The sequence below is a fragment of the Pseudomonas fragi genome, assembly GCF_002269505.1.
Lineage (GTDB): Bacteria > Pseudomonadota > Gammaproteobacteria > Pseudomonadales > Pseudomonadaceae > Aquipseudomonas > Aquipseudomonas fragi_D.
This window is the reverse complement of sequence record NZ_NQKQ01000003.1, coordinates 101295-114356: the sequence shown is the minus strand read 5'-3', so window position 1 is coordinate 114356 and position 13062 is coordinate 101295. Positions and strand designations below refer to the sequence as shown.

The 13062-nt window shown below is 60.5% G+C and carries 13 protein-coding genes and 1 pseudogene; 13 read left to right on the top strand and 1 reads right to left on the bottom strand.

What is annotated here, in order from left to right; all coding sequences use genetic code 11:
* Positions 1-62 precede the first annotated feature (62 nt).
* The 13 genes and pseudogenes from CJU81_RS04375 (at position 63) to CJU81_RS04315 (ending at position 11427) form a co-directional block, all read left to right on the top strand.
* Positions 63-1250: an ABC transporter substrate-binding protein gene (locus CJU81_RS04375; RefSeq protein WP_095035643.1), complete on the top strand. Its 1188-nt coding sequence runs from the start codon at positions 63-65 to the stop codon at positions 1248-1250.
* A complete protein-coding gene (locus tag CJU81_RS04370) occupies positions 1247-2308 on the top strand; it encodes a FecCD family ABC transporter permease (RefSeq protein ID WP_095035642.1) in 1062 nt (353 codons plus the stop codon). The genes CJU81_RS04375 and CJU81_RS04370 overlap by 4 nt, the downstream gene beginning before the upstream one ends.
* A complete protein-coding gene (locus CJU81_RS04365; protein ID WP_095035641.1) occupies positions 2302-3057 on the top strand; it encodes an ABC transporter ATP-binding protein in 756 nt (251 codons plus the stop codon). The genes CJU81_RS04370 and CJU81_RS04365 overlap by 7 nt, the downstream gene beginning before the upstream one ends.
* A 79-nt stretch (positions 3058-3136) precedes the next feature.
* On the top strand, positions 3137-3313 hold the full coding sequence (locus CJU81_RS04360; protein ID WP_254924770.1) for a hypothetical protein: 177 nt from the start codon (positions 3137-3139) through the stop codon (positions 3311-3313).
* A gap of 175 nt (positions 3314-3488) precedes the next feature.
* Complete coding sequence (locus CJU81_RS04355; protein WP_095035640.1) at positions 3489-3650, top strand: DUF2986 domain-containing protein; 162 nt, start codon at positions 3489-3491, stop codon at positions 3648-3650.
* 3 nt (positions 3651-3653) lie between these two features.
* Complete coding sequence (locus CJU81_RS04350) at positions 3654-4139, top strand: GNAT family N-acetyltransferase (RefSeq protein ID WP_095035639.1); 486 nt, start codon at positions 3654-3656, stop codon at positions 4137-4139.
* 172 nt (positions 4140-4311) lie between these two features.
* A complete protein-coding gene (locus tag CJU81_RS04345) occupies positions 4312-5172 on the top strand; it encodes a MurR/RpiR family transcriptional regulator (protein ID WP_095030835.1) in 861 nt (286 codons plus the stop codon).
* 38 nt (positions 5173-5210) lie between these two features.
* Positions 5211-5762 (top strand): D-alanyl-D-alanine dipeptidase, encoded by a 552-nt coding sequence (gene ddpX / locus CJU81_RS04340; RefSeq protein WP_095035638.1) that lies wholly within the window; start codon positions 5211-5213, stop codon positions 5760-5762.
* A gap of 148 nt (positions 5763-5910) precedes the next feature.
* Positions 5911-7491, top strand: coding sequence for an ABC transporter substrate-binding protein (locus tag CJU81_RS04335; RefSeq protein WP_095035637.1), 1581 nt, complete (start codon positions 5911-5913; stop codon positions 7489-7491).
* A 75-nt stretch (positions 7492-7566) separates the two neighbouring features.
* Positions 7567-8583: an ABC transporter permease gene (locus CJU81_RS04330; protein ID WP_086797274.1), complete on the top strand. Its 1017-nt coding sequence runs from the start codon at positions 7567-7569 to the stop codon at positions 8581-8583.
* Position 8584: 1 nt separating this feature from the next.
* Positions 8585-9464, top strand: a pseudogene (gene ddpC / locus CJU81_RS04325) (D,D-dipeptide ABC transporter permease).
* 2 nt (positions 9465-9466) lie between these two features.
* On the top strand, positions 9467-10456 hold the full coding sequence (locus CJU81_RS04320) for an ABC transporter ATP-binding protein (protein ID WP_095035636.1): 990 nt from the start codon (positions 9467-9469) through the stop codon (positions 10454-10456).
* Positions 10456-11427, top strand: coding sequence for an ABC transporter ATP-binding protein (locus tag CJU81_RS04315; RefSeq protein WP_095035635.1), 972 nt, complete (start codon positions 10456-10458; stop codon positions 11425-11427). Before CJU81_RS04320 ends, CJU81_RS04315 begins: the two co-directional genes overlap by 1 nt.
* 30 nt (positions 11428-11457) lie before the next feature.
* Here CJU81_RS04315 and CJU81_RS04310 read toward each other — a convergent pair whose 3' ends face one another.
* Positions 11458-12822: an MFS transporter gene (locus CJU81_RS04310; protein ID WP_095035634.1), complete on the bottom strand. Its 1365-nt coding sequence runs from the start codon at positions 12820-12822 to the stop codon at positions 11458-11460.
* Between the last annotated feature and the right edge of the window lie 240 nt (positions 12823-13062).

Sequence of the window (13062 nt, the reverse complement as noted above, 5' to 3'; positions counted from 1 at the left end):
ACGTTCAGCCCGGCAGCGGTATAAGCCGTTGACCGTTCTGGCTTTTGCAAAAGGCTTTGACCATGGTGACTTTTGATCGACGCAGCCACTCGTTCGCTGCGCTGCTACTGGCAGGACTGCTGAGCCTGGTAGTGCTTTCCCTTGCACCGCGCAGCGTGCTCGCCGCACACGCGGATCCGGTGCTCACCGAGGTGACCGATCTGCTGGGACGCAAGGTCAAGGTGCATTTACCGGTCAGACGCGTGATTCTGGGTGAAGGCCGCCAGTTGTACCTGGTCGCCGCACTAGACACACAAAACCCCATAGCGCGCATCGTCGGCTGGCGCAAGGATTTGATCCAGTCGGACCCGGACACCTACGCTGCCTACCTGCGAAAGTTCCCCAGCATCGCAAAAATCCCCACCTTTGGTGGGTTTGAAGACGGCACCTTCAATATCGAGCAAGCCATCTCCCAGCGCCCCGACGTGATCATCCTCAATATTGAAGCGCAGCATGCGACCGAAGATGCGCGCTACACCGAGAAGCTCGACGCCTTGGGCATCCCAGTGGTTTACGTCGACTTTCGCAACAACCCGATCCAGAACACCGAGCCGACCATGCGCCTGTTCGGCCAGCTGTTCGGCAAAGAGCAACGCGCCGAAGCTTTCATCGATTTTCGCAACCAGCAGATTCGTCGCGTGACCGACGTCATCGAGAAACAACACCCGCGCCGCCCCAGCGTATTCATTGAGCGCATCGCAGGCTACACCGATGATTGCTGCTTGAGTTTCGGCAACGAAAACTTTGGACTGTTCGTCGATATGGCCGGCGGCAACAACATCGCCCGCCGCATCATTCCCACCACGTTCGGCCAGTTGAACCCCGAGCAAGTCGTCGTCTCCAACCCGGCGCATGTTGTCGTCACCACCGCCAACTGGGAAGCCTTCGCCCCCGGCGGCCATTGGGTCGGTGTCGGCCCGGGTGCGGACATGGCGCAAGCCAGGAAAAAACTCGCCTGGTACACCCAGCGTTCAGCCTACGCCGGGATCAAGGCTCGGGATGATCACGCCTTTCACGCCATCTGGCATCAGTTCTACAACAGCCCCTACCAGTTCGTGGCCATCCAGCAATTGGCGAAATGGTTCCATCCGACGCTGTTTGCCGATCTGGATCCGGACGCGTCATTTCGCGAACTGCATGAGCGCTTCCTGCCGGTGCCCTATGAGTCCGGTTACTTTGTCAGCTTGCGCCAGCCTGAGGTAAAACCATGAGCTCATTGACCGACGCCGTGGTCGTCCAGCGCGAAACCTATCGTCGCCTGGTGCTGCGTAAACGCCTGATTCTCATCGGGCTGGTGATCTTGCTGTTGTGCAGCGTATTGCTCGACCTGGCTTTGGGGCCGGCGAGTTACAGCTTGCGCGAAGTGCTCGGCGCACTGTTCTCGCCAGACAGCGCTTCACCGCAAGTGCGCGTGGTGATGTGGGACATCCGCCTGCCGGTGGCCCTGATGGCCGTCGCCGTCGGCGCGGCGTTGTCGCTGGCTGGCGCCCAGATGCAGACGATCCTCAACAACCCGCTGGCCAGCCCGTTTACGTTGGGCATTTCCGCCGCCGCCAGTTTTGGTGCGGCTTTGGGGCTGGCGTTCGGTGTAGCGCTGTTTCCGCTGGCAGCTCAGTTCATGGTGCAATTGAACGCGTTCATCATGGCCATGTTGTCAGCGCTGTTGATCCACTTTTTGAGCATGCGTCGCGGCGTCACCGCCGAAACCATCGTGCTACTCGGCATTGCGCTGGTGTTCACGTTCAATGCGCTGTTGGCGCTGGTGCAGTTTTTCGCTACCGAGCAAGCCGTGGCCGCCGTGGTGTTCTGGACGATGGGCAGCCTGACCAAGGCCACCTGGCCCAAGCTCGGGGTGATCTGCCTGGTCATTCTCATCATCCTGCCGGTCTTCGCCAAACGCGCCTGGGCCCTGACTGCCCTGCGACTGGGCGATGACAAGGCCGCCAGTTTTGGCATCAACGTGCGCAGCCTGCGATTTCAGACGCTGATCATGGTCAGCCTGCTTGCCTCGTTTCCGGTGGCCTTTGTCGGCACCATCGGATTCATCGGGCTGGTTGGCCCGCACATCGCCCGCATGCTGATTGGTGAAGACCAACGGTTCTTTTTGCCGGCCTCGTTGCTGGCCGGCTCGTTGATTCTGTCGGCGAGCTCTGTGGTCAGCAAAACCCTGATACCGGGCGCGATATTCCCCATCGGGGTCGTCACCTCGCTGATCGGCGTGCCGCTCTTCATATCCTTGATTCTCGGCGGGAAGAAAAATTCATGGTAACGCTTCAACTGGACAATCTCGGTGCCCGTTACGGAAAGCGCGAGATCATTCGCGGTGTCACGACCGCGACTTTTCTCGGTGGTCAGGTGGTCGCGGTGATCGGGCCCAATGCCGCAGGCAAGTCGACCTTGTTCAAACGCATGGCCGGCCTGATCGATGGCCCCGGGCAGGTCATCCTGCAAGACTCAAAAAAAGGCGCTCAGGGCATCAGCTATATGCCTCAGGGTTTGAATGCCAGTGCCCGGCTGACGGTCTACGAATCAGTGCTACTGGCGCGTAAACAACTGACACCGGGTTGGGTCGTACACGACCACGAATTAAACCGGGTCGAAGAGATTCTCGCGGCGTTGGGCATCACGGGACTATCGTTGCGCAACCTCGGCGAATTGAGCGGAGGTCAGCAACAATTGGTCTCGATCGCACAAACGCTGGTGCGCGAGCCGGAAATTCTACTGATGGACGAACCAACCAGCGCCCTCGATATGTATCGGCAGGTGCAGGTGCTGGACTTCATGCGCCAATTGGCCCGCAAACGCGAGGTCATTGTGTTCATCGCCATTCACGACCTGAACCAGGCACTGCGTTTTTCCGATCAGGTGCTAGTTATCGCGGACGGCACCACTCAAGGCAGCGGCCCAAGCAACGAGGTAATTACCAAACAAATGCTGCGCAACGTATACCAGGTTGAGGCGCGCATCGAGCAGTGCAGCCGCGGTCTGCATCACATACTCATCGACGATATCGTTTGATACTGCACGATATGCCTGTCGAGCATGCGTGGGGGGGCTGATTCGGCATGACCCTGTTCGGCGATACGCCGGATATCGAATGGATGGCGATGGCACCCCACTGGCTCTGGACAAGGCGCATGCTTTCAGCGCTTACGATGTACAGGGCGGCGACTTCAAGATTCCGCTGAGCGCCGCCTATATTCACCTCGAAGATCAACCGCTGGGGTTCGGCACCGCCAATACGTCCATGACCTTTACCATGAGTTATTTGTAGTCACGCCAGTGCATTACCGGTTTTGCGAGGACGTAGTCCTCGATCGCAGCCTTCGTTCCTCGGCAGCGACTACAGAGTGCAAAACTCAATCCGGGGCTCGATGTGAAATTTTTCAGACAATAAACACAACCCCTGTAAAATCACCGCCCTACGCCCCACACACCGAGCAGCAACCATGAACCGTCGTAAAAAAATCAACCAGATATTGAAGGCCAATGCCAAGAAGGCCAACGCCAAGCTGGCCCCGAAGAACAAGAACCCGTATATCAGCAAGGCTGACCGCCTCAAGCTGGCCGAGCAAGCTGAACAGGACGCAACCCCGTCCTCCGAGAGCTGAGCCATGCCCCTCTTCAGACAGGCAACGCCCCAGGACGCCGAAAGCTGTTATCGAATCGAGATTTCAGCCTACGAAGGTGATGAAGCCGCCACGCTAGCGAAGATTGCCACGCGCATCGCCCAGTACCCCCAGGGATTTCTGATTCTTGAGCAGGCGGGTGAAGTCGTCGGGTTTATCAATAGCGGCTGCGCCCATTCTGTCGTGATGTCGGATGAAGCTTTTAAGGAGCTGGTCGGCCATGATCCCGTGGCCCCCAATGTGGTGATCATGTCCGTGGTGGTTGCCCCCGCACATCAGGGCAAAGGCTTTTCCAGGCTGCTGATGAACGAGTTTATCGGGCAGATGCGCAGCCAGGGCAAAGCAACCATCCACCTGATGTGCAAAGAGCAGCATGTCCAGCTCTACGCGAAAATGGGCTATGAATACGTTCAGCCCTCGCCCTCCGAACATGGAGGCATGGCATGGCATGAAATGGTCATGGCACTCTGACTGCCTTGACGAGCGCCCACGGCGCTCGTTACGCCCGCAAATAACACCCCTTACCTGAAAACCACGCACCCCGCAGAAAAGGCATTGTGTTGCTTCGAAAACAAATGTTATGTTGCTAACACAAGGCGCGTAAATGACACGCCAATAACAGAAACACTCTTGGCGTGCTCTTATGTCCCTGGAAAAAAACAGTTTTCTTCAGTTGCTGGAACACGAGTTTTCCAACCTGACCCCCACCGGCAAGCGCATCGCCAGTTACTTGCTGGGTAATCCGCAGCAGTTGCCGTTCGAGTCTGCCGACAGCATCGCGCAACAGACCAGCACTACCGGTATTTCCGTGGGGCGGTTCTTGCGCTCGCTGGGTTACCAGAACCTCGATGAGGTCAAGCAGAGCCTGCGCGGCGAGGCACCCACCTCCTGGCTGATCACCGACCGCATTGGCGCGTTTCGTGCCGAGAACAGCAGCGACGACGCCCTTGAGCGCTCCATGCACCGTGAAATCGAGGCCATCCAGCAGGTCTATGAACTGGCCCGCAGCGAAACCTTTGCCCGCATCGTGCAGCGTATTCACCAGGCCGATGCCGTGTTTATCCTCGGCATTCAGTCCACCCGCGGCATCCTCACCGCCTTTCACAGTCACCTTGAGTACATCCGGCCCAAGGTCTATTACGTCGACGGCCTGTCCGGTATCTATGCCGAAACCCTGAATTCCGGGTTCACCAACCCCTACGCGATCATTGCCGACTTTCGCGCGTACTCCAGCGTGACCCAGACCTTCTGTGACGCGGCTGTCGAGCACCATTTGCCGCTGGCCCTGATTACCGATCTGCAATGCCCCTGGGCCCGGGATTACCCGCTGGACCTGCTGCAGATCAAAACCGATGTCGGCCAGTTCTGGGATTCCCCGGCCCCCCTGGCGTGCCTGCTGAACCTGATGGTGTCTGCCGTCGCAGAAAAATACGGCGAGCACCTGGATGCGCGCCTGGCGAAAAACCGTCAACTGCAAAAAGCCTTCGGCCAGTTTGAAGGCTGAGCCTGTCGCCCGAAACCAATCACCACTGGAGTGTTTGTGTGAATCAAAGCGTTGCATACCCAAGCCCGCTCGTTGATATCGATGCCGAGCAGTATCAGGTGCAGATCGAGATGATCTATGCCACGGCCGACAACCTGGCCGGCAAAATCATCTACCCCACCGACCGCTGCATGCTGCACCGCGATGCCGCCGTCTGTTTGCTCAAGGCCAGCCAATTGGCCAGCCTGGCGGGCTACAGCCTGCGGATTTACGACGCCTATCGCCCGCCCTACGCGCAGTTCCTGTTATGGGAAGCCTTGCCCAACGGCGACTATGTGCGCGACCCGCACCTGGGCTCGCACCATAGTCGCGGGGTTGCCGTGGACCTGACCCTGGTGGACGGCAACGACCAACCGCTGGACATGGGCACCGCGTTCGACGCGATGCATGACAAGTCCCATCAGTTCTACCCCGACCTGCCGGTGAACGTGCAGCGCAATCGCCTGCTGTTGCTGGGGATCATGCTCAGCGCAGGGTTTCAGGCCATTCCCACGGAATGGTGGCATTTCGAGTTGCCCGATGCTGACGACTACCCCTTGATCAACGCGTAAGCCGGCCCACGAAACCACAGAGTTTCGAGGCCACCGAGACGGTTTGAACACAACAACAAAAAGGCTGCACAGCTTTACCTGCTACTGCCCGGTTATAGATTCCAAAAATAAACCTACTTCCAGACATCCAATGTTGAAGGAAACCGGCATGACCCTCTTACACACCGTGACCCGCACCACCGCTTCGCGCACCCGTACACTGTTGCCGAGCCTGCTCTGCGCTGCCCTCAGCCTTGGCGCCTGGCAAGCCGCAACCGCTGCCACCGCCCAGGACACGCTGATCATCGGCAAGCCCGCCGACCCGCAGACCCTCGACCCGGCCGTGACGTTCGACAACAACGACTGGACCATCACTTACCCGTCGTACCAGCGCCTGGTGGGTTACAAAACCGACGGCGAAAAAAGCAGCACCGAAGTCCAGGGCGACCTGGCCGAAAGCTGGACGGTGTCCCCGGACAATCTGGTCTGGGAATTCAAGCTCAAGCCCGGCAACAAGTTCGATGACGGCACCGAGGTGGACGCCAATGCCGTCAAGTTTTCCTTCGACCGTCTGATGACCCTCAAGCAAGGGCCGTCCGGTGCATTCCCCGAAGACATGCTGGTCGAGGTGGTCAACCCGCAGACCATCCGCTTTACCCTCAAGACGCCGTTCGCGCCCTTCCTGTTCACCCTGGCCCACAACGGCGCGTCCATCGTCAACCCGCTGGTGGCCAACAAGGGCGCTGACGCCAACGCCTGGCTCTCCAGCCATACCGCAGGCTCGGGCCCCTACCGCCTGGCCAGCTGGCAGAAAGGCCAGTCCCTGACCATGGAGCCCAACCCCCACTACGCCGGGGCCAAGCCTGAACTGAAAACCGTGGTCCTGAAAATCATCGCCGAACCTTCGGTACGCCGCTTGCAACTGGAGCGCGGTGATCTGGACATCATCGAAGACATGCCCGAAGACCAGTTGGGTTCACTCGCCAGCAAACCGGGCGTAGTGGTCAAAGAGTACCCGTCGCTGCGCGTCACCTACCTGTACCTGAACAACAAGCAAGGCCCGCTGACCAACGTCGATGCGCGTCGGGCCATTACCGAGGCGGTGGACTACAACGGTATCGTCAAGGGCATTCTCAAGGGCAAGGCCGAACTGCTCAACGGGCCGATCCCGGACGGCATGTGGGCCTACGACAGCTCGCTGCCGGCCATGAAACAGGATATGCAGGCCGCCGCCGACAGCCTGGCCAAGGTGCCGAAAAAGATCACCCATCTGAGCTACGTGTACTCGGACAAGGACGCCAACTGGGAACCGATCGGCCTGACCCTGCAAGCGGCACTGATGCCCCTGGGCATCAACCTCAAGCTGGAAAAGACCGCCAACGCCACCCTGCGCGAACGTGTCGGCCAGGCCGACTACGACATCGCCGTCGGCACCTGGAGCCCGGACTTCGCCGACCCCTACATGTTTATGAACTTCTGGTTCGACTCAAAAATGCAGGGCCTGCAGGGCAACCGCTCGTTCTACAGCAACCCCCAGGTCGACACCCTGATCCGTGAGGCCGCCACCACCAGCGACACCGCCAAGCGTACCGAGCTGTACCAGCAGGCGCAGAAAACCGTGCTTAACGACAGTGCCTACGTGTACCTCTATCAGAAGAGCTACACCCTGCCGATGCGTGACTCGGTCAAGGGCTATGTGTTCAACCCGATGCTCGAACAGGTGTTCAACCTGGGCAGCATGAGCAAGTAAACCTGCTGCTGCGTGCGCGCCAGCGATGGCGCGCATGGCGTTGGATTTCTGTCGTTAGAGTGACTGAGGTGCCCTATGGCCTTCCTGACGTTGTTGCGCAAGCGCCTGCTTGGCCTGTTACTGGTCGTGTTCGGTGTCTCGCTGATTACCTTTACCATTTCCCACCTGATTCCCGGCGACCCGGCCCGGTTGATCGCCGGTGACCGGGCCAGCGATGCGCTGGTGGCCGGCATCCGCCATCAACTGGGGCTGGATTTGCCGCTGTACCAGCAATACGGCCGTTACGTGCTCGACCTGGTGCAGGGCGACCTGGGCACCTCGATCCGCACCAATCGCCCGGTGCTGGAAGACTTGCAGGCGTTTTTCCCGGCCACTTTGGAGCTGGCCCTGGTGGCGTTGTTTCTCGCCATTGTGGTCGGCGTGCCGCTGGGTGTGCTGTCGGCGGTGTACCACAACCGCGCCATTGACCAGATTGCCCGCACCCTGGCCGTGACCGGTATCTCCACCCCGGCGTTCTGGCTGGGCCTGGGCGCCATTGTGCTGTTCTACGGCCATCTGGGCTGGCTGCCCGGTGGCGGGCGCCTGTCCGAAGGGCTGACACCACCGTCGACCATTACCGGCTTCTACCTGATTGACTCGCTGCTGGCGGGCAACTTCAGCCTGTTTGTCGATGCGCTCAAGCATTTGATCCTGCCCGCAGCCACCCTGGGTTTTGTGACCCTCGGGGTGATTTCGCGGCAGATCCGCTCGGCCATGCTCGACCAGCTGGGCGAAGACTATATTCGCACCGCCCGCGCCTATGGTCTGTCGAAATGGACCGTGATCCTGCGCCACGCCCTGCCCAATGCGCTGATTCCGTCTGTGACCGTGCTGGGCCTGACCCTGGGCGACCTGCTTTACGGCGCGGTGCTGACCGAGACCGTATTCGCCTGGCCGGGCATGGGTGCCTATGTGGTCAAGTCGATCCAGTCCCTGGATTTCCCGGCGGTGATGGGCTTCGCCATCCTGGTGTCGTTTATCTATGTACTGCTGAACATGGCCATCGATCTGCTGTACCGGGTGATCGACCCGCGTATCGGCGAGGTGAATTGAAATGTCGGTACCCTTGAGCGCAACACACAGCCCGCAATGGCGTGAAAAACTCACCTACCTGGCTTACCAGATCCGCCGCAGCCCGCTGACCATGGCCGGCCTGTTGATCACCCTGATGGTGGTGATGTGCATGATCTTCGCTCCGTGGCTGGCCAGTCACGACCCCAATGCCCTGAATCTTGCCGAGCGCCTGGCGCCACCTTCCGCCGAACACTGGTTCGGCACCGACGAAGTGGGCCGTGACCTGTTCAGCCGGGTGCTGTACGGCAGCCAGCAATCGGTGGGTGTCGGCCTGTTCGTGGCCTTTGCCTCGTGCTTTATCGGCGGCCTGCTGGGCTGTTTTTCCGGAGTGATCGGCGGACGCTTCGACGCCCTGACCATGCGCCTGATGGACATCATGCTGTCGGTACCATCGCTGGTGCTGATCATGGCCCTGGCCGCGGCCTTGGGTGCCAGCCTGTTCAACGCCATGCTGGCCATTACTGGTACGGATCCCGTCCTATGTGCGCCTGGCCCGCGGCCAGGCCCTGAGCATCCGCCAGATGGGCTACGTCAAGGCCGCCGAAACCTTCGGCGCCCGGCGCTGGCACATGGTGCACTGGCATGTGGCGCGCAACGCCATGCCGCCCTTGCTGGTGCAACTGAGCCTGGATATCGGCAGCGCCATCCTGATGGCCTCGGCCCTGGGCTTTATCGGCCTGGGCGCGCAACAGCCCACAGCGGAATGGGGCGCGATGGTCGCCACGGGGCGCAACTACATCCTCGACAACTGGTGGTACTCGACCTTTCCGGGGCTGGCGATCCTGATCACCGCCACCGGCTTCAATTTGCTGGGCGATGGCGTGCGCGACCTGCTCGACCCGCGGCAACAGGGGAAATGACCATGACTCATTCGCAACCCGTACTGGCCATCGACAACCTGAGCCTTGAATTCCCGGCCTACAAGAGCAGCGTCAAGGCATTGAACGGCGTGTCGCTGCACGTCAACCCCGGCGAGATTGTCGGTGTGGTCGGCGAGTCCGGCTCGGGCAAGTCGGTGACCGCCATGCTGAGCATGCGCCTGCTGCCCGAGCGCAGCTATCGCATCACCTCCGGCAGCCTGAGCATGCTCAACCGCGACATGCTCAATGCCGCCGAAAAGGACCTGCTGAAAATCCGTGGCCGCGATGCCGCGATGATCTTCCAGGAGCCCATGACCGCCCTCAACCCGACCCGTCGTATCGGCCGGCAGATGCTCGATGTGATCATCCACCACCAGAAAATCAGTGCTGCCGCGGCCCATGCCAAGGCTGTCGCCCTGCTGCGCGATATGCATATCGCCAGCCCCGAGCAGGTGCTGGAAAGCTACCCCTTCGAGCTGTCGGGAGGGATGCGCCAGCGGGTGATGATTGCCCTGGCTTTTTCTTGCGAGCCACAACTGCTGATCGCCGATGAGCCCACCACAGCCCTCGACGTGACTGTACAACGCCAGGTGCTGTTGCTGCTGCGCGAAAAGGCCCGGCAAAAAGGCACTGCGATTCTGCTGATCACCCATGACATGGCGTTGGTGTCGCAGTTCTGCGACCGGGTTTATGTGATGTATACCGGTGCAGTGGTGGAACAGGGCCTTACCGCCGATGTGATGAACAACCCGCAGCATCCCTATACCCGGGGCTTGCTCAGCGGCCTGCCGGAGATGGTCGAGCCGGGCCAGCCATTGCTGACCATCCCGGGGCAAGTACCCAACCTGTCACGCCTGCCCGCCGGTTGCACCTTCGCCGAGCGCTGCGTACATGCCATGCCAGTGTGCGCCAAGCGCCCGGTGCTGACCGCCATCAACCTGGACGACCAACGCAAAAGTGCGTGCTGGTTGCCGCAACAGGAGCTTTCGTAATGAACAGTGCGCTGATTTACCCCGCCAGCGTAATCGCCCCCGAGATTCTCAAACTGAGCGATGTGCGCGTGCGTTTCCCTGTCAGCAACGACTGGCTGGGCCGCCCCCGTGGCTATGCTCACGCGCTCAATGGCATCGATCTGCAGGTACGGGCCGGTGAAACCCTGGGCATTGTCGGCGAGTCCGGTTGTGGCAAAAGCACCCTGGCACAGTTGCTGATGGGCCTGCTCAAACCCAGCAGCGGTGAACTGAAGTGGGCCAATGGCAGCCAAGGTGAAGGCAGCAGCAACGTGCAGATCGTATTCCAGGACCCGCAATCGTCGCTCAACCCGCGCCTGCCGATCTGGCGCATCATCACCGAACCGCTGTACGCCCGGGGCATGCGCTCGAACGAACAGATGCGCAGCATTGCCGCCAGAGTGGCGGCTCAAGTAGGTATCCGCCCGGAGTATCTGGACCGTTTTGCCCACCAGTTTTCCGGTGGCCAGCGCCAACGCATCGCCATTGCCCGGGCACTGTCATCGGACCCGGACATCATCGTCCTCGACGAACCGACCTCGGCGCTGGATATCTCGGTGCAGGCACAGATCCTCAACCTGCTGGCCGAATTGCAGCAGGCGCGTAACCTCACCTATATCCTGATCTCCCACAACGTCTCGGTGGTGCGCCATATGGCCGACCGCGTGGCGGTGATGTACCTGGGGCAGATCGTCGAACTGGGCAGCGCCGCCCAGGTGCTCGACCAGCCGCGCCACCCTTACACACGCCTGCTGTTCGAAGCTGTTCCGCGGCTGGGCGTGCCCTTGCGGGCTGAACAGGTAGCTGCGCCGACCGAATTGCCCGGCAACCGCCAGCTACCCGAGGGGTGCTTCTTTCTGGAGCGCTGTGGCTCAAGCGGAGACGGCTGCCAACGGCCGCAGCTGATGCGTGGCGGTGAGCATCAGCGGGTGCGATGCCACGTTATGGGCTGACACTTGCTTTGGCAGCGAGCATCCTGAACATCAATCACGATCGGAGCTCTGCAGCAGACGCAGACCGCTGGCCAGCGCACCCGCCAGAGCAAAAGCGCACCCCAGCCACAACGCCAACTGCGGGCCGCTGCCGGTAGACAGATGAAAACACAGCGCCACCAGTGACGCGCCCAGCGTCTGCCCCAGCAACCGCGACGTCGCGACAATGCCGCTGGCACCGCCACTGCGGACCAGCGGCGCACTGGTCATGATCGCCTTGAGATTGGGCGACTGAAAAAACCCGAAACCAGCACCGCACAACGCCATGCGCCAGCCGATATCAAAGCTCGAAGCGCCGTCGCTCAATAACGCCAGCGCCGCCATGCCTGCGCTCAACATCAACAGACCGATACCGCACAGCAATGCCAGCGAAACGCGGTCGGCCAGGCGCCCGGCGATCAGCGCCATGACCGCCACCACCGCCGGCCACGGCGTCATCAAGAACCCGGTAGCCACCTGGCTGTGGCCCAACGCCGTTTGCAGCAAGAAGGGCAACGACACAAACGCCAGCCCCTGAGCACAAAACGCGCAAATCGCGGTCAATGACGACAAGGCAAACAGCGGCCGCTTGAACAGATCAATCGCCAGCATCGGCGCCGGATGATCGGCCTGACGTCGCATCAGCCACACCCCGCATGCCAGTGCCACTGCGACCAGGCCCAGGCTTAAATCGCCCTCGGCGCCATGTACCGCCGAACCCAGCCCCAGTACCAGCAAGGCAAACAAACCGGCACACAAGATCGCGGCCAAGCGGTCGAAGGCGTGCCCGCTTCTGGGAATTTCCGGCAACGAGCGCAAGCCCAGCACAACCGCCAGCAACCCCAGCGGCACATTGATCAGATACAGCCAATGCCAGGTGGTCACCGCCAGAATGGCCGACGCCGCGGTCGGCCCCAGGGTAAAGGCCAACCCCACCACCAGCGAGTTGTAGCCCAGTCCCCGACCGAGGATTTTCGCCGGGTAAATATGCCGCAACAGGGCGATATTCACGCTCATGATCGCGGCCGCACCCAGGCCCTGCACCACCCGTGCCGCCGTCAGCGTGGGCAGCGACCAGGCCAGCCCGCAGAACAGTGAAGCCACGATAAACACCAGCAGGCCGCCAAGAAATACCCGGCGATGGCCCAGTACGTCACTGAGCGAAGCAAACGGCAGCACCGCGGCAATGGTCGCCAGTTGATAGGCGTTGACCACCCAGATCACCGAGGCCGAGTCAGTACCGATACCTTCGGCCAGGGTTGGCAAGGCCGTGTTGACGATGGCCGTATCGAGGGTCGCCATGCCGATCCCCAGGGAGATCGCGATCACGGCGGGCAGGCGTTTGTTACTGGGCAAGCCGTCGACAGTTGAAGACATGGGCAATCCGCGCACAAAACAAAGACGTCAAGATTAAGGGCTGCAGGGGATTTTTTCAGCGGCCAATGACGCTTGCGGGCGAAATTTCATGTTCGTTGATGCGTGCGATCAATTAACGGATTGTTGCTGCTTTACCAACAATGTTTCTCAGGCCTGCGGATTTATCGAAAAAAACATCCGCATAAACTGCTCTTGATTATTGAAGACCGATATTTGTGTATCAACCAAGGAGCATTTAAC